22 protein-coding genes are annotated in these 20,894 nt (G+C 66.8%); 9 read left to right on the top strand and 13 right to left on the bottom strand.

Annotation, left to right across the window (positions count from 1 at the left end; all coding sequences use genetic code 11):
• The first annotated feature begins 37 nt into the window (after nt 1-37).
• Entirely contained in the window at nt 38-433 is a 396-nt protein-coding gene (locus F1D05_RS41015; protein WP_246486023.1) for a hypothetical protein, read from the top strand.
• On the opposite strand, the gene mtrA is transcribed toward F1D05_RS41015, so the two are convergent.
• Entirely contained in the window at nt 393-1,070 is a 678-nt protein-coding gene (gene mtrA / locus F1D05_RS27740; RefSeq protein ID WP_185449525.1) for an MtrAB system response regulator MtrA, read from the bottom strand. The genes F1D05_RS41015 and mtrA overlap by 41 nt on opposite strands.
• Nucleotides 1,071-1,296: 226 nt before the next feature.
• On the opposite strand from mtrA, the gene F1D05_RS27735 reads away from it, so the two are divergent.
• Genes F1D05_RS27735 through F1D05_RS27715 form a run of 5 tightly spaced genes read left to right on the top strand, consistent with a single transcriptional unit; the run spans nt 1,297 to nt 6,477 of the window.
• Nucleotides 1,297-2,325: a hypothetical protein gene (locus F1D05_RS27735; RefSeq protein WP_185443397.1), complete on the top strand. Its 1,029-nt coding sequence runs from the start codon at nt 1,297-1,299 to the stop codon at nt 2,323-2,325.
• Between the two features lie 25 nt (nt 2,326-2,350).
• The gene (locus F1D05_RS27730) at nt 2,351-2,983 is read left to right on the top strand and encodes a DUF4129 domain-containing protein (protein ID WP_246486022.1); all 633 of its coding nucleotides are present in this window, start codon (nt 2,351-2,353) and stop codon (nt 2,981-2,983) included.
• Nucleotides 2,980-4,131, top strand: a complete 1,152-nt coding sequence (locus F1D05_RS27725) for a DUF4350 domain-containing protein (RefSeq protein ID WP_185443395.1) — start codon at nt 2,980-2,982, stop codon at nt 4,129-4,131. The genes F1D05_RS27730 and F1D05_RS27725 overlap by 4 nt, the downstream gene beginning before the upstream one ends.
• Before the next feature lie 41 nt (nt 4,132-4,172).
• Nucleotides 4,173-5,129, top strand: a complete 957-nt coding sequence (locus F1D05_RS27720; protein WP_246486021.1) for an AAA family ATPase — start codon at nt 4,173-4,175, stop codon at nt 5,127-5,129.
• Between the two features lie 55 nt (nt 5,130-5,184).
• Complete coding sequence (locus tag F1D05_RS27715) at nt 5,185-6,477, top strand: DUF58 domain-containing protein (protein WP_185443394.1); 1,293 nt, start codon at nt 5,185-5,187, stop codon at nt 6,475-6,477.
• 241 nt (nt 6,478-6,718) lie between these two features.
• Here F1D05_RS27715 and F1D05_RS27710 read toward each other — a convergent pair whose 3' ends face one another.
• From F1D05_RS27710 to F1D05_RS27670, 10 genes are all read right to left on the bottom strand, one after another.
• The gene (locus F1D05_RS27710; RefSeq protein ID WP_281388994.1) at nt 6,719-7,261 is read right to left on the bottom strand and encodes an RloB family protein; all 543 of its coding nucleotides are present in this window, start codon (nt 7,259-7,261) and stop codon (nt 6,719-6,721) included.
• A gap of 71 nt (nt 7,262-7,332) precedes the next feature.
• Nucleotides 7,333-8,535 carry an AAA family ATPase gene (locus F1D05_RS27705; RefSeq protein WP_246486019.1) on the bottom strand — a complete coding sequence of 401 codons (1,203 nt, stop codon included), beginning with the start codon at nt 8,533-8,535 and terminating at the stop codon, nt 7,333-7,335.
• A gap of 342 nt (nt 8,536-8,877) precedes the next feature.
• Nucleotides 8,878-9,813, bottom strand: coding sequence for an ABC transporter ATP-binding protein (locus tag F1D05_RS27700; RefSeq protein ID WP_185443392.1), 936 nt, complete (start codon nt 9,811-9,813; stop codon nt 8,878-8,880).
• Nucleotides 9,807-10,766: an ABC transporter ATP-binding protein gene (locus F1D05_RS27695; protein ID WP_185443391.1), complete on the bottom strand. Its 960-nt coding sequence runs from the start codon at nt 10,764-10,766 to the stop codon at nt 9,807-9,809. Before F1D05_RS27695 ends, F1D05_RS27700 begins: the two co-directional genes overlap by 7 nt.
• A complete protein-coding gene (locus F1D05_RS27690) occupies nt 10,766-11,644 on the bottom strand; it encodes an ABC transporter permease (protein WP_185443390.1) in 879 nt (292 codons plus the stop codon). Before F1D05_RS27690 ends, F1D05_RS27695 begins: the two co-directional genes overlap by 1 nt.
• Complete coding sequence (locus tag F1D05_RS27685) at nt 11,641-12,666, bottom strand: ABC transporter permease (RefSeq protein WP_185443389.1); 1,026 nt, start codon at nt 12,664-12,666, stop codon at nt 11,641-11,643. Before F1D05_RS27685 ends, F1D05_RS27690 begins: the two co-directional genes overlap by 4 nt.
• A complete protein-coding gene (locus F1D05_RS41010) occupies nt 12,663-12,935 on the bottom strand; it encodes an LPXTG cell wall anchor domain-containing protein (RefSeq protein ID WP_246486018.1) in 273 nt (90 codons plus the stop codon). The genes F1D05_RS27685 and F1D05_RS41010 overlap by 4 nt, the downstream gene beginning before the upstream one ends.
• Nucleotides 12,859-14,508 carry an ABC transporter substrate-binding protein gene (locus tag F1D05_RS27680; protein WP_281388764.1) on the bottom strand — a complete coding sequence of 550 codons (1,650 nt, stop codon included), beginning with the start codon at nt 14,506-14,508 and terminating at the stop codon, nt 12,859-12,861. Before F1D05_RS27680 ends, F1D05_RS41010 begins: the two co-directional genes overlap by 77 nt.
• Before the next feature lie 150 nt (nt 14,509-14,658).
• Nucleotides 14,659-15,420 (bottom strand): DUF1206 domain-containing protein, encoded by a 762-nt coding sequence (locus tag F1D05_RS27675; RefSeq protein WP_185443388.1) that lies wholly within the window; start codon nt 15,418-15,420, stop codon nt 14,659-14,661.
• A 32-nt stretch (nt 15,421-15,452) separates the two neighbouring features.
• On the bottom strand, nt 15,453-16,451 hold the full coding sequence (locus tag F1D05_RS27670) for a stage II sporulation protein M (protein ID WP_185443387.1): 999 nt from the start codon (nt 16,449-16,451) through the stop codon (nt 15,453-15,455).
• A gap of 103 nt (nt 16,452-16,554) precedes the next feature.
• On the opposite strand from F1D05_RS27670, the gene F1D05_RS27665 reads away from it, so the two are divergent.
• Complete coding sequence (locus F1D05_RS27665; protein ID WP_246486017.1) at nt 16,555-17,559, top strand: RDD family protein; 1,005 nt, start codon at nt 16,555-16,557, stop codon at nt 17,557-17,559.
• Nucleotides 17,560-17,588: 29 nt separating this feature from the next.
• Nucleotides 17,589-18,314, top strand: a complete 726-nt coding sequence (locus tag F1D05_RS27660) for a helix-turn-helix domain-containing protein (protein WP_185443386.1) — start codon at nt 17,589-17,591, stop codon at nt 18,312-18,314.
• Between the two features lie 16 nt (nt 18,315-18,330).
• Here F1D05_RS27660 and F1D05_RS27655 read toward each other — a convergent pair whose 3' ends face one another.
• Both F1D05_RS27655 and ahcY read right to left on the bottom strand, forming a co-directional pair.
• Nucleotides 18,331-18,753 carry a hypothetical protein gene (locus F1D05_RS27655; protein WP_185443385.1) on the bottom strand — a complete coding sequence of 141 codons (423 nt, stop codon included), beginning with the start codon at nt 18,751-18,753 and terminating at the stop codon, nt 18,331-18,333.
• 194 nt (nt 18,754-18,947) lie between these two features.
• On the bottom strand, nt 18,948-20,384 hold the full coding sequence (gene ahcY / locus F1D05_RS27650) for an adenosylhomocysteinase (RefSeq protein ID WP_185443384.1): 1,437 nt from the start codon (nt 20,382-20,384) through the stop codon (nt 18,948-18,950).
• A 117-nt stretch (nt 20,385-20,501) separates the two neighbouring features.
• Between ahcY and F1D05_RS27645 the strand changes: the two genes are divergently transcribed.
• Nucleotides 20,502-20,870 carry a MerR family transcriptional regulator gene (locus F1D05_RS27645; RefSeq protein ID WP_185443383.1) on the top strand — a complete coding sequence of 123 codons (369 nt, stop codon included), beginning with the start codon at nt 20,502-20,504 and terminating at the stop codon, nt 20,868-20,870.
• Nucleotides 20,871-20,894 lie beyond the last annotated feature (24 nt).

Raw genomic sequence — 20,894 nt, 5'->3', positions numbered from 1 at the left:
GTTGGAGCCGAGGACGAGCTGGGACAGGCTCTGCGGGATGGACGCCGGGTCGGCCGCGTTGATCGAGTTGGACAGCGTCGCCAGCTGCGCGACGGCCTCCTGCTGGGCGCTGGTCCGGCGCGACTCCAGCACGCCGTCGGTGACCTGGCTCATCATCACCCAGCCGACCAGGATCAGCACGACGGTAGACATCAGCAGCGTGCCGGTGACGATCCGGGCCTGGATCGACCGGCGCCAGACATCCGGCCAGTGCTTTATCGGGGTCCGCCACAAGGGCTGCGGCTGGGCATGCCAGTCGATCCCCGCGGCGGTGAGCTCGATCTCGGTTCCGCGGGGTTCCGGCTCGTGGTCCGGCTTCGCTGCCTGCGACCCCTCGTCGCGGCCGTACTCGATCAGTCCACACCCGCCTTGTAGCCGACACCGCGGACCGTGACGACGATCTCGGGGTGCTCGGGATCCTTCTCGATCTTGGACCGCAGCCGCTGGACGTGCACGTTCACCAGCCGGGTGTCGGCGGCGTGCCGGTAGCCCCAGACCTGCTCGAGCAGCACCTCGCGGGTGAATACCTGCCAGGGCTTGGAGGCCAGGCAGACCAGCAGGTCGAACTCGAGCGGGGTGAGCTGGATCGTCTCGCCGCTGCGCTTCACCGAGTGGCCGGCCACGTCGATGGTCAGGTCGCCGATCGTCAGCGACTCCGGGCCGGGCTCGTCCATCCGGCGCAGCCGGGCCCTGATCCGGGCCACCAGCTCCTTGGGCTTGAACGGCTTCACCACGTAGTCGTCGGCGCCGGACTCCAGGCCCAGCACCACGTCGACGGTGTCGCTCTTCGCGGTCAGCATCACGATCGGCACGCCGGACTCGGCCCGGATCGCGCGGCAGACGTCGATGCCGTCCATCCCGGGCAGCATCAGGTCGAGCAGCAGCAGATCGGGCTTGAACTCGCGGAAGGCCGGCACCGCCTTGTCACCGGTGGCGACCAGATAGGTGTCGTAGCCCTCGTTGCGCAGCACGATGCTGAGCATCTCGGACAACGCCGTGTCGTCGTCGACGATGAGGACTCGGCCCCGCATCGTCCGATTACCTTCAGCCACGCCCTGCTCCTTGCCGGTCCGGATTGTAGTGCGCCCGGCGGCTGCCGGTCGTACGCACTACGGATAGTGTCCCATTCCCCGGGTAGTGCACACGCCGGATCGCCGGGCGGGCACCAGTTGAGGGCGGATTGGACCGCCCGGGCTGTGATCATGGTGCACAGCCGAGGTCAGGGACAACCCGGCGGGTCCGGGAGGGAGGCACGGCATGCGCGACGACATCGGCGTACGCGAGAGCTTCTCCGAGCCGCTGCGCCCCTGGCTGCCCGCCGATCTGCTCGACAACGCGGCCCGGACCATCTCGGACAACAAGACGATCATGCTGGGCCTGCCGGTGCTCGCCGGTATCGGCCTGGCCGCCGTCCAGGCGCTGCTGACCCAGCTGACCGTGCCGGGCGGCATCAGTGGCTTCTTCGGCGCCGACGATCCGCTGGAGCAGGCAGGCGCGGCAATGCTGCTCATGTACGTCGTGCAGCTGGTCCTGTTCACCATGGTCTCCAGCATGCTGGCCGGGATCATCGCGCTGGCCGCGGTGCGCAGCCAGCTTGCGCACCGGGTCGGCCCCAAGGAGCTGCTGCGGCTGGTGCGGCCGTCCTTGCCGGCCCTGGCGGTGGTCGGCGTGCTGCAGTCCTTCTCCGCCGTGCTCCTGATCGCCGGCTGGGGACTGGCGGTCTTCGGGATCGGCTCGGGGACCGACGCCGTGCTGTCCTCGGAGGCGGCCGGATTCATCGCGATCCTGCTGATCCTGGGCGGTGGTCTGCTCACCTTGATCGTCGGGCTCAGGCTGATCCTGGCCGGCACGGTCGTCCTGCTGGAAGGCAAGCACGCCCCGGACATCGGCCTGTACATACCGGCCCGGGTCGGGGTCTGGGGTGCACTGAAGCGGTCCTGGCAGCTGGTGCGAGGCCGGTTCTGGCGCGTCTTCGGCATCTTGTTGTTCGCAGGTGTCGTCGTGAACATCGTCAGCTACGCAGTGCAGTACGGCGTCGTGACCTTGTTCTTCACCTTGGGTTCCTGGGCCTCCGACAGCGACAGCACCAGCGCCGCGATCATCGCCCTCGCGGTGGGAGCCGCTGCCGGCACCGCCACCGTGCTGACGCTGATCGCCAGCCTCTCCTTCATCTCTGCCGTGCAGGCACTGATCTACCTCGACCTCAGGGTCCGGCGCGAAGGACTCGACCTCTGGTTGCGTCCGGTCCTCAAGCCGCCCACACAGCCGACCGGACCGACCTGGTGAGGCCCTGATGGAGCTGGATCCGTTAATGCGGCTGGAGCCGCCGGTAGACATCAGTCGCAGTGACGCTGCCGCAGAGGCCGCCAAGGAGCTGTCCAAGCCGGTCTACGGCCAGGCAGGCGACTCGCTGGTGTCGCGGGCCGTAGGCAAGGTTCTGGACTGGATCGGCGACCTACTGGGCAATATGGCCAGTAACTCGTCCGACGGCCATGTGGGTCTGATCCTGCTCTTTGCGCTGATCGCCCTGATCGTCGTCGTGGTCCTCTGGCGCGCCGGAGTCCTCCGTACGACGCGCAGCACCCCGCGTACGGTCTTCGACACCGACAAGCCCCGTACTGCGTCGGCCTACCGCACCCAAGCGGAGCAGGAGGCTGCCGCCGGCAACTACGCCGCCGCCGTGCGAAGCCGGTTCCGCGCTTGTGTCGCGGAGCTCACCGAACGCACGGTGCTGGACGAACGCGCCGGCCGGACGGCGTACGAGGCTGTCGCGGATGCAGGACGCGCCGTACCGGCTCTGCGGGACGTACTGCAACCGGCGGCGCTCGTCTTCACAGAGGTTGTCTACGGCAACCGACCTGGTACGTCGGAGCGGTACGCGCTCGTGGTCGCAGCCGACGAGGCGGCTCGCAAGGTCTCCACGCGAATGTTGGTCCAGGGATGAGCGCGACTACTGCTGTCGGACGCAGCGGTGCAGAGAGCTGGCGGGTACTACGGCTGCCGCTGCTCATCACCGGCGTCGTAGTGCTGGGTGTGCTCGTGCTCATGATCGCCACCGCGGCACGGACCTCGGGACCCTTCAGTCCGGACTCGGCAGAGCCGACCGGCGCCAAAGCCCTGGCAACCCTGCTGGAGAACCACGGCGTGGACGTGGTCGGCACCGAGGGGCTGCAGGATGCTGTCGGTACTGGCAGCGACCGGACACTCCTGGTCGCTCCCGGCGGTTCACTGAGCCGGTCCGACTGGCAGCGCATCGCCGACGCCCGGTGGAGCCACTTGGTGCTGGTGCGGCCGACTGCCCGGGCACTCGAGGTGCTGGCACCCGGAGTACAGGACGTTTCTCTTGGCCTGCCGAAGGGCAGCCGGGCACCGGAGTGCGATCTGAAGGCAGCCGTTCAGTCCGGCACGGCGACGGTTTCGGGTACGTCGTACTCCGCGCCTGATTCCGCGAAGGCCTGCTACGGCGACGGGATCAACCACACCGTGATACGGCTCGAGACCGAGGGCCGGATCGTCGACGTCATCGGGTCGCCGCGCTCGTTCACGAATGCGGAACTGGCGACCGATGGGAACGCGGCGCTCGCGCTGAACCTGCTCGGCACCCATCTGAAGCTGGTCTGGTACGTGCCTCAGTACGAGAATTCCACCACTTCCGACGACGAGAACGACGGCGGCAAACCGCTGATCCCACCGGACGTCCGGTACGTCGCGTGGGCGCTCGCCTTCGCCGTGTTCGTCGTAGCGCTGTGGCGTGGTCGCCGGCTCGGCCCGGTCGTCACGGAACCGCTGCCGGTGATCGTGCACGCAGCGGAGACCACTGAGGGCCGGGCCAGGCTCTACCGGCGGTCCCGCGCCCGGGACCGCGCTGCCGCGGCTCTGCGTGAGTCCGCGATCGGCAAGCTGCACAAGGCGCACGGGATCCCCCGCCGGGCCGACCCGTCGGCGGTGGTCACGACAGTTGCCGCCCGCACCGGCTGGAATCCGGCAATGCTGCACGAACTCCTCTACGGTTGGCCACCTGTCGACGACGCGGCCCTCATGTCCCTGTCCCAACAGCTCGACCTGCTTACCCAGGAGGTAAGACGCCCGTGACTGCACAGTCAGCTTCAGGTGCTGATTCGACAATTGCCGAGGTGACTCCGGAGCGGGCTCGGCAAGCCCTGGTCGAACTGCGGACCGAGATCGGCAAGGCCGTGGTCGGCCAGGACACCGCCGTCACCGCACTGGTGCTCGCACTGCTCTGCCGCGGCCATGTCCTGCTGGAAGGCGTCCCCGGTACGGCGAAGACGCTGATGGTGCGGGCGCTGTCGATGGCGATGCGGCTGGAGACCAAGCGGGTGCAGTTCACCCCGGACTTGATGCCGGGTGACGTCACCGGCTCGCTGGTGTACGACGCGAAGACCAGCGAGTTCGAGTTCCGGCCCGGGCCGGTGTTCACCAACATCCTGCTCGCGGACGAGATCAACCGGACGCCGCCGAAGACGCAGGCCGCGCTGCTGGAGGCGATGGAGGAACGCCAGGTCACCGTGGACGGCACGCCTCGCATGCTGCCTTCGCCGTTCGTGGTGGCGGCGACGCAGAACCCGATCGAGTACGAGGGCACGTACCCGTTGCCTGAGGCACAGCTGGACCGGTTCCTGCTCAAGGTGACGCTGGACATCCCGCCGCGCAACGCGGAGATCGCGATACTCGCCCGGCATGCGCAAGGGTTCGATCCGCGCGACCTGGCCGCGGCTGGGTTGCGTCCTGTGGCTGGGCCGGAGGATCTGCTGGCTGGACAGGCTGCGGTACGACGGGTCGCCGTACGGGACGATGTTCTGGCGTATGTGGTGGACCTGTGTCGGGCGACGCGGCAGTCGCCGTCGCTGCAGCTTGGGGTGTCGCCGCGTGGGGCTACTGCGTTGCTGGCTGTTGCGCGTGCGTGGGCTTGGTTGTCGGGGCGTGATTATGTGATTCCTGATGATGTGAAGGCGATGGCGCGTCCTTGCCTGCGGCATCGGGTGCAGATCCGTCCGGAGGCTGAGCTGGAAGGGGTTACGGCGGACGCTGTGCTGGAGAGCGTGCTGGCTACTGTGCCGGTGCCGCGGTGAACGTCGCTGTCGCTGCGCACCTCGCTAGCGCTGGCGCTGTGGTGATGGTGGGCTGATGGTTGTCACCGGGCGGGCCGGAGTGCTGGCTGGGCTGGGCGTGCTGTTTGTCGCGCTGCTGATGCCTAGGTGGGCCGGTGTCGGCGTGGTGGTCGCAGTGGTGGTTCTGGTCTGTCTGGTCGACATACTGCTTGCCGGGTCGCCGCGGCGGTTGCAGTTGACTCGCGAGGGCGACAGCGCAGTACGGCTTGGTGAGCAGGCTGTAGTGACCTTGCTGGTGGCCAATCCCGGACGGCGGATCAACGGGCTGCTTCGGGATGCGTGGCCGCCTTCCGCCGGAGTACAGGATCCACCGCACAAGCTGGACCTGCCTACTGGCGAGCGGCGGCGGCTTGTTACGCATCTGGTTCCTACTAGGCGTGGTGACCGGCAGGCGTACCGAGTGACCGTGCGGTCGATCGGTCCGCTGGGGTTTGCTGGGCGGCAGGGTTCTCACAAGGTGCCGTGGACTGTGCGGGCGCTGCCGCCGTTCAAGTCGCGCAAGCACCTGCCGTCGCGGCTTGCCCGGCTGCGGGAGCTCGATGGCCGGACGGCCTTGCTGGTAAGGGGTCAGGGCACCGAGTTCGACTCGCTACGCGACTACGTGCCGGGTGACGATGTCCGCAGCATCGACTGGCGGGCTACTGCTCGACGCGGCAACGTCGTACTGCGGACCTGGCGGCCTGAGCGGGACCGGCAGGTCGCCATCGTGATCGACTCCGGCCGGATGTCCGCCGGGCGGGTCGGGGACGCACCGCGACTCGACCACGCGATGGACGCGGCGCTACTCCTCGCCGCTCTCGCTACTCGTGCCGGCGACCGGGTCTCGTTGCTGGCTTGCGATTCGGAGGTGCGCGCCGACGTACGGCGACCTGCTCCTGAGGACGTGCTGCCGTCCTTCGTGAACGCCTTGGCGAATGTGGACGCTGAGCTGGTCCAGACAGACTTCCGGGTCGTGGTCTCCCAGGTGCTCGAACGACTCGGCCAGCGCTCGCTCGTAGTACTCCTCACCGGCCTAGACCCAGCCGTAATCGAGGAGTCCCTGCTCCCTGTCATCGGCCCACTCCTCCGCCGCCACGTCGTAGTACTCGCCTCGGTAGCCGACCCCCGGCTGACAGAAATGGAGGCATCCCGCTCCGACCTGATCGAGCTCTACGGCGCCGCCTCAGCCGCCCGAACCCGCCTCGACCGAGAACGAGTAACCGCCGTCCTTACCCGAGCCGGCGTGACAGTAGTCGACGAGTCCCCCGACCACATCGCCCCCGCTCTGGCAGACACCTACCTAGCTTTGAAGAAAGCCGGCCGCCTCTAACCCCACGCGGCTCCTACGTCGCCGCTCGGTGACCGCACGGTGGTTGCCCTGGGTGGTCGGGCTCACGTTCAGGCACCCACGCAGCTCATTTCGTTTCGCGGCCCTCACCGCCCGACGATTTGCCCGGTCGGCTGCAAACCAGCTGCCAGCTCCTCCCCGTCGTGCCACCTGCGTCACCACCCGGACGGAGCACTCCACACGCCAAGCCGCCGCCGTACCGCCGGTCTGGGAGTCCGCCTCCCTAGCTCGACGGCTCGATCGTGGCGAGTAGTTCGTGCATGGTCGACGAGGGGTTGTCATTCGGGAAGACCGTCTGGTCCCGCCGATGACGATCGACGAGCGCCGCCGCTCGCTTCGACGCGTCACGACGCAGTGGCAGGTACTTCGAGCCGTCGATCCGCTTGCCTGTGCGGCCTTCAAGCCTCCTACTCAGGCTCTCAGCTGTCCGGTTGTCGAGGAAGGCTGTCTGGTCCTGGAAATGAAGGATCAGCCAGAGCTCGAAGCAGGGGGTCGAGATGGCCAGTTTGATCCCGTTCGTCTTGGCCATTCGAAGCGCCCGATCGAGATTGGGATGATGGCGTGGCCACTCGACGTCGAAGACACACCAGCATTCATCGATCTCGGCGTCGGACTTCAACCGCGCTACTGCTCTCTCGACGAGGGTCAGCGGTACCCCTCGTTCGGGATCGATCTCGATGTTGACGGCGACGTTGCGCTGAACCTGCGGCAGACGCTTCACCGCGTTGATGTAGTCGGGCTCGGACGCCTCGCCCTCACAGAAGATCAGAACGGTCTTCCGTTCGGGTCGCGTCGCGGTTCGTCGCCGCAGGTCCTTACCCCGTCCACGCGGCGCCCTCAGCCGATCAAGCCCAGCATCCGCAGGAGGTCGGTGCGATCCGTGTCCGGAAGAGCTCCGAAGCGACCGTGCAGATACGCCTTCTCCAGGTTGACGGAGGTCCGAACCCGCTCACCGGCGAACTCGGCCAGGGCACCCAGCCGGCTGGCCCCGCTCTCCGCCTTCTCCGTCAGCCAGACCTCGTCCCGATTGAGATGGTTGAGCAAGCTCGTGTCGTGACTGGTGAAGATCAACTGGGCATGCCTCGGATTCGTCGCCCGATCCTGGAAGAGCCGGATCAGCTCACCGGACAGCGTCGGGTGCAGGCTCGCGTCAAGCTCGTCGATGAGCAGAACAGAACCATCCTTCAACGCCGCCAGCACTGGACCGATGAGCCGGAACCAGGTCCGGGTCCCCTCGGATTCGGCGGCGAAGTCGAGTGGTACCGAGCCGTCGGCCGTTCGATGTGTCAACCGAAGCCGACGTCCACGCCCGGTGCCGGCCGAGGGGTCGTGATCATCCACTATGACGTCGTCGATGCCCAGATCCGCGAGTCGGAGCAGAGCCAGGGCCTGGGCGCGATCAGGCAACGAGGAACCACCCGCCTCCTCGACCTCGAACAAGAACTCTTGGCCATCCACCCCCTGTTCGAACAGGACTGTCGTCAGCCTCCGCTCACCTGGCAGCCACCTGCGATCATGAGTTTTCAGGCCGAGCGAATGTGCTCGCAGCAGATCATTGGCGAAGTCAGAGACGAGCGGCTCGTCGAACCGCCTGGCCGCCGAGAGCGCCAGGGTCCGGGGGGTCAGCAGCTCACGCGTTCCGGAGAGGTTCCCCAGGCCGCGTTGCAGCTTGAGGTCGGTCCCGGTCCGCTCGAAGATCCGGCGACGCTTCTTCTCGGGGTAGTGGAAGAGCGCTTCGTAGGCGACTGCATGACGGTGCAGTTCGACAAGGTACTCGAATCGAACGCCGTCGATCACTGACTCGATCGTGAACTCGGATGGCTCCAGTCCACCACCGGCAAAAGCGAACGGCTCGACCGGGATCCCGTCGTCCCAGCTGCGAAGCGAGAACTGGACCGCATCGCGCAGCCAGTTGAACGCGGCGATGATGTTCGACTTTCCGGAGGCGTTCGGACCGAAGATCGCCGCGACGTGCAGCAGGCTCTCACCCAGATTGGGGATCTCGGTAGCCTCGTCGCGCGTCGCGTCGACAGCAACCATCGAAAGCTCCACCGGCTCATGGATGGACCGGAAGTTCGATACTTCGAAGCGAATCAGCATTGGAATCCTAACGTCTGTCGTGTCAACATACCGTCACTCCCGCTAGATTCCGACGAAATTGGCGCTCTGTCGACAGGCAAAATGCAAGCAGTGCCACGTTTACATGACTGGCCAGCACAATTCCGGCCCGGAGCACCCGTAGTCGCCACAGGCCATCCGGGCGAATCCGGCAATCCGCAAGCAACCCGCAGGTGGCCGGGTGGGCAAGGGGCCGCGGGGTTGGGGTAGCGACGGAGGAGCGCGGCAGGGGTGGGTCGGACCGACGACGGAGATACTGCGGCGCTACAGCAAGTGGCAGGCGGCCTGGTGGGTTGGGGTTGTGGGCAGGATCGGGAGCTGGGTGGAGCGGCATTGGTGCTCGGTGGTGTCTGCCTTGCCGGTGGCTAGGAGGTGGCAGCGGGGGTGGAAGCGGCAGCCGGTGGGGATTCGGGTGGGGTCTGGGGGTTCGCCGGTGAGGATGATGCGGTTGGGGGATTCTGGGAGGACCGAGAGGAGGGCTTGGGTGTAAGGGTGTTGAGGGGCTTGCAGGACGTCCTCGGTGGAGCCTGATTCGACTATTCGGCCGAGATACATGACGGCTACTCGGTCGGCGATGTTCCACGCGAGGCCCAGGTCGTGCGTGACTACCAGGGCTGACAGGCCGAGGTCGTCGCGGAGGCGGAGGAGGAGGGCGAGGATCTCGCCGCGGACGGAGGCGTCCAGGGAGGCGACCGGCTCGTCGGCGATCAGGACTTTCGGGTTCAGGGCCAGGGCTCCTGCGATGACCACGCGCTGGCGCTGGCCGCCGGAGAGTTCGTGGGGGTAGCGGAGGAAGAAGCGTTCGGGTGGACGGAGGCCGGCGCGGGAAAGGGCCTCGGCGACCAGAGCGGTCTCGTCCGGTAGGCCGTGGATTCGGGGGCCTTCGGCAACTGCTTCGTAGACGGTCTGGCGGGGGTTGAGTGAGCCCATCGGGTCCTGGAGGACCAATTGGACTTGCCGGCGGTAGGCCTTCAAGGCACGCGAGCGGTAGTTGAGTGGCGACCCGTCGTACGAGACCGTGCCGGAGGTCGGGCGTTCGAGGCCGAGGAGGGTGCGGGCGAGTGTGGTCTTGCCGCAGCCCGATTCGCCAACCAGGGCGACGATCTCGCCCGATCCGATCGAGAGGTTGACGCCGTCGACAGCTCGCGCCTGGCGTCCACGTGAGGTGAACGAGACTGCCAGATCCGTAGCCTCTAGCATGCATCCTCCCCTACAAGTACACAGGCCGCCGTACGCCGTTCGTCCACTCGCCGGAGGTCGATCGAGACCGCCGAGCAGGTGTCGAGCGCGACCGGGCAGCGTGGATGGAAGGTGCATCCGGTCGGCAGCTCCATCGGGTCCGGCGGATCCCCTGGGAGACCCTGTGGCGCGAGCCGGGAGGTGGGGTCCCCGACGGTCGGGAACGCGGCGGCGAGGGCGCGACTGTACGGGTGGCTGAACTCCCCCTTGGAAGGACCGGTCTCAACCACCCGACCGGCGTACATGACCGCCAGCCGGTCGCAAAGATCGGCCAGCACGGACAGGTCGTGCGAGATCATCAGCAGCGAGATCTCCTGCGACGCGACCAGTTCGCGGATCAGGGTCAGCACCTGCGCCTGGACCATCAGGTCGAGCGCCGTGGTCGGCTCGTCCGCGATGATCAACCGCGGCTCGCACGCGAGCGCCATCGCGATCATCACCCGCTGGCGCTGACCACCCGACAGTTCATGCGGGTAGCTCCGCGAACGCCACGCCGGCAGACCGACCTGCTCCAGCAACTCCGCGACCCTCGAGCGAGACCGAGCCGGAGATGCCAGCCGATGTACCAGCAGAGGTTCCGCGATCTGGTCGCCGATCCGCTGCACCGGATTGAGGGCATGCTGCGCCCCCTGGAACACGATCGAAGCTTCTGCCCAGCGGACAGCCCGGAGCCGCCCCCAATTCATCGTCAGCACGTCCTCGCCGCCGAGCAGAATCCGGCCACTGACCAGCGCGTCACGAGGTAGCAACCGCAGCAGAGCAAGCGCCAGCGTCGACTTGCCGGAGCCCGATTCGCCGACCACACCAAGCGCCTCACCAGGTGCCAGAGCAAGAGAAACACCCCGTACTGCGGGAACCTCACCCGCGGCGATCCGATAAGTGACTGAGAGATCATCCAGTTCGAGCAGACTCATCACGCCGCCCTGCGAAGTCTCGGATTGAGCACCGATTCCAGCGCCCGACCGCAAAGGGTGAATGCCAGCACCACGGTCACGATGCACAGACCGGGAACGAGGATGTACCACCAGGCGCCCGAAGTCGCGGCGCCCCAGTCGTAGGAGCCGCGCAGCATCGTCCCCCAGGAAGTCTTGTTCGCGCTGACTCCGAGAAACGCCAGCGTCGACTCGGTGACGATCGCGCTCGCCACCTCCAACGTAGTACTTGCCAACAGCAACGGTGCGACGTTCGGCAGCACATGCCGCGTGGTGAGATGCCAGTGGCCAGCACCCAGCGCGGTCGACCGTTCGATGTACGGCCGGGCCTCCACCGCGAGCGTCTGAGCCCGGATCAGCCGGGCGGTCGACGGCCAGGAAGTCACACCGATGGCCGCGATGATGGTGACTGTGCTGCCGCCGAGGATCGCGGCCAGAACCAAGGCTGTCACCAGGGAAGGCAACACCAGGAACCAGTCGGTCACCCGCATCACGACGGCACCGATCCAGCTGCGGAAGTGACCGGCAGCGATCCCCAGCACAGTGCCGATCACCATGCTGAGCAGGGCCGCCGTGAATCCGATCAGCAGCGAAGTCCGTGATCCCCACCAGATCATCAGCAGTATCGAGCGCCCCGACTCGTCCGTGCCGAGCGGGTCGGCCAGACTCGGCGGCGCCAACTTCTCCCCCGTCCCGCTCACCACGTTGGTCACCCCGGCGTCGATGAACAGTGGCGCGATCAACGCCAGCATCACGGCGATCAACAGAATGACGAGCCCGGCCACACCGGCTTTATGAGTCCTAAACGATGCCCAGGAACGCCCGAAAGCGAGGCGCCGGCGGGTCCAGGTGATGCTCATGCCGACCTCACTCTCGGGTCGAGCACGTGGTAGATCACGTCGGCCAGCGTGTTCATCAGGATCACCGACACCGTGATCAGCAGGAAGGTGCCTTGCATCAGCGTGAAGTCCGGCACCCGGATCGCCTCGTAGAACAACTGCCCGAGCCCGGGCCAGCTGAAGATCGCTTCGACCGTGACAGCGCCGCCGACCACGAATCCGATCCGCATGAACACCAGCGTCACCGTCGGCAGCAGAGCATTCGGTACTGCGTGCCGCCGGCGGATCTCGTCGTCACGCAACCCCTTCGCCCGCGCGGTCGTGACGTAGTCCTGCCCGACCTCGTCGATCACCGACGACCGCATCACCAGCAGGTACTGCGCGTACACGACCGCCACCATCGTCAGGCACGGCAACACCATGTGCTTCGCGACATCGAGCACGTAACCGAATCCGGAGGGCGCATCCACGCTCTCGATCCCCCGCGTCGGGAAGATCCCCGGGATCGGCCCGATCCCGGCCGCGAACACCATCAACAGCAGCAGGCCAAGCCAGAACGTCGGCACCGACCAGAGCACCAGCGAGATCCCGGTCGAGATCCTGTCGAACCTGCTGCCCGGTTTCCATCCCGCCCGGGCGCCCTGCCAGATCCCGAGACTGACGGCAATCACCAGCGCAGTACCGGTGAGCAGCAGCGTGGAGCCGATCCGCTCACCGATCAGGTCGAGCACCGGCCGCTTGTACTCGTACGAGACGCCGAGGTCGAAATGCACGGTCTGGTTGACGAAGTGGACGAACTGCTCGGGCAGGGACTTGTCCAGACCGAGCCGGTGCCGCTCCAGGTCGAGCTGCTCCGGCGTCATGTTGCGGCCTTGCGCGAGCGCCCGGACGGGATCGCCGGGCAGCAGGCGGAAGGCGAAGAAGGTCGCGACGATCACCATCGCGACACTCAGTAGAGCCCCGCCCACCTTGGCCACGGCGTACCGCAGTAAGCCGTGCCGAACGGAATCCTCCTCGAGAGCGGCCGGTTGAGTGACCGTCATTCGCGTTCGTCCGCGACACCCTTGCGACGGCGAGCGAGGAAGAAGCCACCGCCGAGCAGTACGACGACAGCCGCCGCCACTCCCGCGATCACCCCTGCGTTGGAGCCGCCGTCGTCCTGACCGGAAGTCGTCACCGCTTCCAGCGTGTAGAACGGCCAGTAGCCACTGCCGCCGTACAGCATGCCCTTGTCCTCAGGGATGGGCGTGATGTTGGCGATCCGGTCCTTGCGGTAGCCCTCCAGGTCGTTCGGGTAGTAGAGGGCGATCACCGGCGCGTCGGTGTAGAGGCGCTGCTCCATCTGCTTGATGAGCCCGGCCCCGCTTCGGCCGGTCCAGCTCCTTCTGCTGCTGCTGATAGAGCGCCTCGTACTGCGGGTCGCAGTAGAACGACTCGGTACCGCCACCCTGGCCCGACGCGGTCGGGCGCCGGCTGCAGAGGTGCGTCGCCAGCACCTCCTCCGGATCTGGGTTCACCGACCAGCCGCTGATGGCGATGTCGAACAGCGCCGTCGTACCGGTCTCCTCGGTGAACTTGCTGGACTCGAGCCGCTTCGTGGTGAGCGCGATCCCGATCTCCTTGAACCAGCCGGTCAGGTACTCGGCGAGCTTGTCCTCGCTCGGCGTATCGGTGTGAATGCTGAACCGGAACCGCAGTTTGTGCGATCCGTCCGGCATCGTTCTGATGCCGTCGGCACCTTTCTTGTAGCCGGCGTCGTCGAGAATCTGGTTGGCCTTGGTGACATCGTGGCTGACCTTCTGGTCCCCGCTCGCCGACCAGAAGAAGTCCTTGTACATCGGCGGAATGATCGACCCGTCGGCCGGCACCGCGAGCCCGTTCTGCGCCTCGTCGACGAGCTTCTGCTTGTCGATCGCGTAATGCAGCGCCAGCCGGACCCGCTGGTCCTTCAACGCGGGATGCCCGTCGCCGATCGGCTTGTTGTCACTGGTCGTCGCGCCGTAGTTGATCTGCAGGTACGACGCCCGCCGGCCTTCGGTGTTCCATTGGACGATGTTCGGATCGCCCTTGAGCGCCTCGAAGTCCGGCGGCGCGAGCCGGCCGATGAGGTCGATGTCGCCCTTCTTCAGCCCGACGATCGCGGCCGCCGGGTTGTCGTAGAAGATCACTTGCAGTTCGTCGATCTTCGGGGCGCCGCGCCAGTAGTTCGGGTTGGCCTTCAACTTCACGTACTGGTCCTTCTTCTGCTCCACCGCGAGGTAGGGACCACTCGTGACGGCCGGGAAGTCGTCGGCTTCGTACTTCGAGACGTCGCCGATCTTCTCCCAGACGTGCTTGGGCATGATCGGGACCGGGTTGTCCAGCATCGAGGCCTGCGGGGCCTTCAGCTTGATCGTCAGATCCTGGCCGGCCGCGGTGACATCGGCGAAGTTCTCCACCGCCGGGCCGTTCGCGGTCTTCGCGCCGTCGTCGGTCATCATCTTCGTGAAGGTCCAGGCAGCGTCGTCGGCCGTGACCGGTTGCCCGTCCGACCACTTCGCAGTACGGAGCTTGAAGGTCCAGGTGAGTCCGTCGGGCGAGGTGGTCCAGGACTCGGCCAGGTCGGGGCTCGGTTTCAGTGTCTTCGCGTCCGGCACGGTCAGGAAGCCATACATCCAGCGATGGATCGACGACGAGACCAGCCGCACGGCAAGGAACGGATTCATCGAGTCCATCGCCTGGGTCGCCCCGACCCGGATCACCTTCGGCCCGGCCGGCTCCGCGGCCGAAGCCGTCGAGGCTGTCGAAGTTGTCGAGGCGGCTGAGGCCGCCGAAGCCGTCGAGGCCGGCAGCCCGCCGAGGGCCACCAGCCCCATCGCGGCCGTCGCACCGATCCATTTCCGCATTCGCCCCACGCACCTTCCGCCCTGGTGGTTGTGGGAGAAAACCACACCACCGAGCGGTGTCACGTCAACGATTTACGGTCTTTTGTCACATTTCCGTTGTTTTCCCACCGCACGCGGTGAGATGGAACCGGTGGACGGCAGGGTCAGCTGTCAGTGCTTGGCGTTGCGGGACCAGACGAAGCAGTAGACGCCGAAGCATGCGAAGCCGAGTGCCACCAGGGTGAGCAGGAACGAGCCGAACGGCTGGTCCTTCAGGGTGCGCAGGGCCGTGTCGAGGCCGCCGGCCTTACTCGAGTCGTAGCTGATCGCGGCCCAGGCGAAGAGCGCGCCGGCGATGACGAACGCGACACCCTTGGCGGCGTACCCGATCCGGCCGAGCATGATGGTCGAGCGGGAGACCCCACCGGTGAGGTCCTCGGTGAACTTCTTCGTCCATGCCTTGTAGAGCTGGCGGATACCGACACCGATGATGACCAGACCGATGACGACGATCAGGACGCGGCCGCCGCCGTGCTGCATCAGGCGGGCGGTCATGGCCTTCTGGTTACCACCGCCGCCGGATCCCACAGCGACCTTCGCCGCGCTGATTCCGATCGCGAGGTAGACGATGCCGCGCCCTACCGCCGATACCTTCTTCTCGGTCTTCAGGTTTCCGTAGATGAGTTGCATCGCCATCCAGATCACCAACGCGAACAGGCCGATGGCGACGATCCAGAGCAGCACCGTGCCGTACGGCTTACTCGCGAGCTCCTGCAGAGCTCCTTGCTGGGATGCCTGCTCCGACGTACCGCCCCACGCGAGTTGCAGGGCGATCCAGGCGATCAGCAGATGCACCACGCCGTACGCAATCAGGCCGACCGTGATCGACACGTCATACAGGCGGCTTTGTTGTGCTTTCTGGGCGGTCGTCATGTGTTACCCGTACCCAGTAGCAAACCCGTGGATCAGGCGGAGACTGGCGCCGTCGCCTCGCGGTCTACTTCCTCGACGTCGCCGTACTCGCCGGCCTTGAAGGCCCGCCGCCCGAGTGTCCAGACGTAGACGAAGAAGCCGAGCTCGGCGAGGACGCCGATGCCGACCCGTACTGCGGTCGGCAGCGGGGACGGGGTCACGAAGCCTTCGATCATGCCGGTGATCAGCAGGATGACGGCCAGGCCGATCGCCATTCCGACCGTGGCGCGGCCGGTCTGGGCGAGCGCGTGCATCCGGGTGCGTGGACCGGGCGCGATCCAGGACCAGCCGAGTCGCAGCCCGGCCGCGCTGGCGACGAAGACGGCGGTGAGCTCGAGCAGACCGTGGGGGGTGATCAGGCCGAAGAAAACGTTTGCCTTGTCGTGGCTGATCATCACGCCGGCCACGACGCCGAGGTTTTCCGCGTTGCTCCAGAGCACGAACATCGTGGGAACCAGCAGGATGCCGATCGCCAGGACCGCGGCCGAGATGGTGGCGTTGTTGATCCAGACGTGCAGGGCGAAGTCCTGGGCCGGGTTCTCGGAGTAGTAGCTCGCGAAGTCCTTGTCGACCAGTTGCTGGATCTGCGCGGGCGCAGCGACGGAGTCGAGCAGCTCCGGGTGCGCGATGATCCGCCACGCGATCCACGCCGCGACCATGTAGAACAGCAGGCCGATGGTGAGCCACCAGCGTCGGGATGCGTACAGAGCGGCCGGGAAGCTCACTAGGAAGTACCGGGAGATGTCACGCCAGACAGGAGCCTGTACGCCGGTCACCGCGCCTCGGGCGTCGGCTATGAGGCCTGACAGGCGGCCGACCGTGACAGGGTCGGCTCCGCCTGCTCGTAGTGCCGACAGGTGAGTGCCGACGCGCTGGTAGAGGAGCACGAGCTCGTCGGCCTCGCTGCCGGTCAGGCGCCGCTGCCTGCGGGTCAACAGAGCCAACCGGTCCCACTGAGGCTGGTGAACCGACACAAACGCCTCGACGTCCATCGCCCCTCCGTTCGCTCCGCTGACTTGAGAGTGTCTCGTACTGCGGGGTCCGAGGCACGCGCCGCCCCTACACTGGCCAGCACAAGGCTCTGGAGGGGGCGAAGTGTCTCAGCTGGTCACCGGGGAAGCAGTCGTCCTCCAGGTGCGGATCGCGCGGATGCCGACCCGGGCGCTCGCCTGTGCGATCGACGTGATCATCCAGGGCATCGTGCTGACCGTACTGTTCACCACGCTGTTCGGCTTCCTGCTCACGAGTGCCAGCGAGGCGCTCAGGGGAGCACTCATCTTCTTCGTACTGCTGCTGGTACTGGTCGGTTACCGCGTGGTGATGGAGACGCTCACCCGCGGCCGCACGCTCGGCAAGATGATGCTCGGCCTCAAGGTGGTCCGTGACGACGGCAGTTCGATCCGGTTCCGGCATGCGCTGGTTCGGACCTTGCTGTGGCTGTTCGTCGACTTCGCGCCGTGGTTCGCGGCCAGCCCGGGCATCGTGGCGAGCCTGATGAACAAGCAGGGCAAGCGGATCGGCGACCTCGTGGCGGGCACCGTGGTGATCCGCGAACGCCACCAGCCGATGGCGTCGCCACCGCTGTTCGTACCGGGTCACCTGGTGCAATGGGCGCAGTCGCTGGAGCTGTCGCGGCTGTCAGACGAGCTGGCGAACACCTCCCGCGAGTACTTGGCCCGCTACACCGAGCTGGAGCCGGGCGCACGGATCGCGCTCGGAGATGCGCTCGCCTACCGCGTCAGCGGCATGACTGCACCCTCACCACCCGGGCAGCTCTCCGCACCGGCGTTCCTGTCCGCAGTACTGGCAGAGCGCCGCCGCCGTGAACTGGCCCGGCTGGCGACGCGAGGCCCGAAGTTCGCGCCATATACGGGCCCTTTCGCCGCTCCCTACGCCCCACCAAGCCCGTACGGCGCCCTACCAACCCCCACCCCGTACGCCGGTGCGCCTGCGCCTTATCCCGGGCCACCCGCAGGGCCGACACCGTATGGCACGCCCAGTCACCAACAGCCTGCGGGCGCAGTCCCGCAAGGTGAGCCCACCAAGGTGAACGCGCAGGGCTGGCATGCGCCGGGCAGCGAACCCGACCAGTGGTCATAACTGTCTGACCTGGCAGGGAGACTGCAGAAATGGACTTCCCCCAGGCTCTGCGGTCCGCCCGGCACGAGCGTCACTTCAGCCAGCTCGACCTTGCGCTCCGCACCGGCACCACCCAGCGGCACCTCAGCTTCATCGAATCCGGCCGTTCCCGACCGGGACGCACCATGGTCATCCGCCTCGGCGAATCGCTGGAGCTGCCACTCCGCGAACGTAACGACCTGCTGCTCGCTGCCGGCTACGCCCCGGTGTACCCGCAGACCGCACTGGACGATCCGGCCCTGGAGCACGTGCGGTCGGCGCTGGACCGCATCCTCACCGGCCACCTACCGTATCCCGCGATCGTCGTCGACGCCGGACACCAGCTGGTGATGGCGAACGATGCCTTCAGCCTGTTCACCGACGGCGTCGCGGAGAAGCTGCTCGAGCCACCAGTCAACGTACTGCGGTTGTCACTGCACCCCGACGGCGTTGCCCCACGCATCGTCAACCTCTCCCAATGGGCCCAGCACATACTGGACCGCCTCCCACCAGGCGACTTCCGCGACGAACTGGCCGCCTACGTCCCGCACGTCGAGCCGGGCCCTGACCACGTCGGTTTCGCCGCCCCGCTGCACCTACGCTCCTCTCGCGGCGACCTCCACCTCACCACCACCATCGCCACCTTCGCCACCGCTCTCGACATCACGGTCGCCGAACTGAAGCTGGAAGCATTCCTCCCCGCCGACCCGGCGACCGCCGCCCTCCTGGCCACCTAGTGCCCCGACACGGGGTTCAGAGGCCGGGGAACTGGTAGTCGGTGCGGATCTGGTCGTCCGGGGTGAGCATGAGGATCTCCAGGCCTCCTCCGACGACCTCGCCGTCTGCGGTGGAGACCATCTCCCAGTTGAACTTGACCAGATCGTTCAGCCGAACCGCGTTGTCCCGCGACCGGAAAATATATTTGCCTTCAGCAACAAATTCGTCGTAGCTGCGGGCGACCCGGGTTTCGAGCTCGTCGTACCCGACCGCCACCAGGGTGGTCGACGGGAACCCCAGCGCCTCGGCCGCGTCCCGGAGCTCCTGCGGCGGGTGCACAACATGCGTGCCGTTGTCGGCCCAGAGCCCCTGGATCATCGCGCGACGCTGCTCGGCATCGGCCTCGCCCCAGACAGCGATGTACCGGGCGGCCAATTCATGGGTAGTGCTCTCGCTCATCGATTTCTCCTTGCTGGTGTGCCTTCTCGACACCCCTGATCCTGCTGCCGCACCACCACACCCTCAATTCCCGCCGGGGAATGGCCGGCCTCGCCGGTCGCTACAACGCTTCCCCGACTTGGCCACAGACAGCGCGAAGGCGCCCCGCGAAGCTCGCGGGGCGCCTTCCTTGCGTTACGTAGTACGGAGGAACCTCAGTAGCGGTAGGCGTCCGACTTGTACGGACCCTCGACGGGGATGCCGAGGTACTCGGCCTGCTCCTTGGACAGCTCGGTCAGCTTCACGCCGAGCGCGTCGAGGTGCAGCCGGGCGACCATCTCGTCGAGGTGCTTGGGCAGCACGTAGACGTCGGTCGGGTACTCGGTCGTGCGCACGAAGAGCTCGATCTGCGCGAGCACCTGGTTCGTGAACGAGTTCGACATCACGAACGACGGGTGACCGGTGGCGTTGCCCAGGTTCAGCAGCCGGCCCTCGGACAGGATGATCACGGTGTGACCGTCGGCGAAGCGGAACTCGTCGACCTGTGGCTTGATCGTGACGCGCTCGGTGCCGGCCGTCTTGTACAGACCGGCCATGTCGATCTCGTTGTCGAAGTGGCCGATGTTGCCGACGATGGCCTGGTGCTTCATCCGCGACATGTGGTCCGCGGTGATGACGTCCTTGTTGCCGGTGGTGGTGATGAAGATGTCGGCGATACCGACCACGTCGTCCAGCGTGGTGACCTGGAAGCCGTCCATCGCCGCCTGCAGCGCGCAGATCGGGTCGATCTCGGTGACGATCACCCGGGCGCCCTGGCCGCGCAGCGACTCCGCACAGCCCTTGCCGACGTCGCCGTAACCGGCCACGACCGCGACCTTGCCGCCGATCAGGACGTCGGTGGCGCGGTTGATGCCGTCGATCAGCGAGTGCCGGCAGCCGTACTTGTTGTCGAACTTCGACTTGGTGACCGAGTCGTTGACGTTGATCGCCGGGAACAGCAGCGCGCCGGCCTTGTGCATCTCGTACAGCCGGTGCACGCCGGTGGTGGTCTCCTCGGTGACGCCCTTGATGCCGGCGCCGATGCCGGTCCAGAGCTGCGGGTCCTCCTGCAGCGTCCGGGTCAGCGTGGTCAGCACGACGGCGTACTCCTCGGAGTCAGCCGTCGACGGGTCCGGCACAGCGCCGGCCTTCTCGAACTCGGTGCCCTTGTGGACGAGCATGGTGGCGTCGCCGCCGTCGTCCAGGATCATGTTCGGGCCTTCGGCGCCCGGCCACTTCAGCGCCTGCTCGGTGCACCACCAGTACTCCTCGAGCGTCTCGCCCTTCCAGGCGAAGACGGGCACACCGGCGGGGGCGTCAGCAGTACCGTTCGGGCCGACGACGACCGCTGCGGCCGCGTGGTCCTGGGTGGAGAAGATGTTGCACGAGACCCAGCGCACCTCGGCGCCGAGCGCCGTCAGCGTCTCGATCAGCACGGCGGTCTGGATGGTCATGTGCAGTGAGCCCATGATCTTCGCGCCGGACAGCGGCTTGCTCTCGCCGTACTGCGCACGCATCGCCATCAGACCCGGCATCTCGTGCTCGGCGAGCCGGATCTCCTTGCGACCGAACTCGGCGAGTCCGAGGTCTGCCACCTTGTAGTCGAACGTCATGCGGTGCCGCTCCCTTGAGGGTGTCGGTTGAGGTCAACGGGTTGAGCCTAGGGGGTCGCGCAGGCGGCATACCGCCGGAAGAGGCTTTCCTGACAGTGAAATGTCAAGATTGGTGTCATGCGGATCACTGAGGCAGCCAGAGGGCTGGGGACCACGCCCCGGATGTTGCGCTATCGGGAGGCGCTCGGGCTGCTCCCCCGGTTGCGATCGAGCCGCAGCTCCCAACGCCAGTACGACGACCGCGACCTCGCCGCGGTCAGGCTCGCGCTCGAGCTGGAACACCGGTACGACGTGACGCCGGCCGCCCTCGCCTTCGCCCTCCGCGCACTGGCCGAGCCGTCGGTAGCCGCCGACATCCGCAACCTCGGCTACCGCACCGGCCGCCTCTCCGCCCCACCCAGCCCCGCCGAAATTGACCGCGAAAGAGCCCTCCAATGGCTAGGCCGCTCCGGCGTCCTCCCCCCACCCCACAACCGCCCCCGCTGACAATCCCCCACGTATCTCGTCCGT

Source organism: Kribbella qitaiheensis (genome assembly GCF_014217565.1).
GTDB classification, from domain to species: Bacteria; Actinomycetota; Actinomycetes; order Propionibacteriales; family Kribbellaceae; genus Kribbella; species Kribbella qitaiheensis_A.
Note: the sequence above shows the minus strand (reverse complement) of the source record. Positions and strands in the feature narration are given on the sequence as shown.

Coding starts and splice junctions, on each gene's coding strand:
- F1D05_RS41015 (WP_246486023.1), top strand. CDS start 38: ATGGACGCCGGGTCGGCCGCGTTGATCGAGTTGGACAGCGTCGCCAGC.
- mtrA (WP_185449525.1), bottom strand. CDS start 1,070: ATGCGGGGCCGAGTCCTCATCGTCGACGACGACACGGCGTTGTCCGAG.
- F1D05_RS27735 (WP_185443397.1), top strand. CDS start 1,297: ATGCGCGACGACATCGGCGTACGCGAGAGCTTCTCCGAGCCGCTGCGC.
- F1D05_RS27730 (WP_246486022.1), top strand. CDS start 2,351: ATGCGGCTGGAGCCGCCGGTAGACATCAGTCGCAGTGACGCTGCCGCA.
- F1D05_RS27725 (WP_185443395.1), top strand. CDS start 2,980: ATGAGCGCGACTACTGCTGTCGGACGCAGCGGTGCAGAGAGCTGGCGG.
- F1D05_RS27715 (WP_185443394.1), top strand. CDS start 5,185: ATGGTTGTCACCGGGCGGGCCGGAGTGCTGGCTGGGCTGGGCGTGCTG.
- F1D05_RS27705 (WP_246486019.1), bottom strand. CDS start 8,535: ATGGTTGCTGTCGACGCGACGCGCGACGAGGCTACCGAGATCCCCAAT.
- F1D05_RS27700 (WP_185443392.1), bottom strand. CDS start 9,813: ATGCTAGAGGCTACGGATCTGGCAGTCTCGTTCACCTCACGTGGACGC.
- F1D05_RS27695 (WP_185443391.1), bottom strand. CDS start 10,766: ATGAGTCTGCTCGAACTGGATGATCTCTCAGTCACTTATCGGATCGCC.
- F1D05_RS27690 (WP_185443390.1), bottom strand. CDS start 11,644: ATGAGCATCACCTGGACCCGCCGGCGCCTCGCTTTCGGGCGTTCCTGG.
- F1D05_RS27685 (WP_185443389.1), bottom strand. CDS start 12,666: ATGACGGTCACTCAACCGGCCGCTCTCGAGGAGGATTCCGTTCGGCAC.
- F1D05_RS27680 (WP_281388764.1), bottom strand. CDS start 14,508: ATGCGGAAATGGATCGGTGCGACGGCCGCGATGGGGCTGGTGGCCCTC.
- F1D05_RS27675 (WP_185443388.1), bottom strand. CDS start 15,420: ATGACGACCGCCCAGAAAGCACAACAAAGCCGCCTGTATGACGTGTCG.
- F1D05_RS27670 (WP_185443387.1), bottom strand. CDS start 16,451: ATGGACGTCGAGGCGTTTGTGTCGGTTCACCAGCCTCAGTGGGACCGG.
- F1D05_RS27660 (WP_185443386.1), top strand. CDS start 17,589: ATGGACTTCCCCCAGGCTCTGCGGTCCGCCCGGCACGAGCGTCACTTC.
- F1D05_RS27655 (WP_185443385.1), bottom strand. CDS start 18,753: ATGAGCGAGAGCACTACCCATGAATTGGCCGCCCGGTACATCGCTGTC.
- ahcY (WP_185443384.1), bottom strand. CDS start 20,384: ATGACGTTCGACTACAAGGTGGCAGACCTCGGACTCGCCGAGTTCGGT.
- F1D05_RS27645 (WP_185443383.1), top strand. CDS start 20,502: ATGCGGATCACTGAGGCAGCCAGAGGGCTGGGGACCACGCCCCGGATG.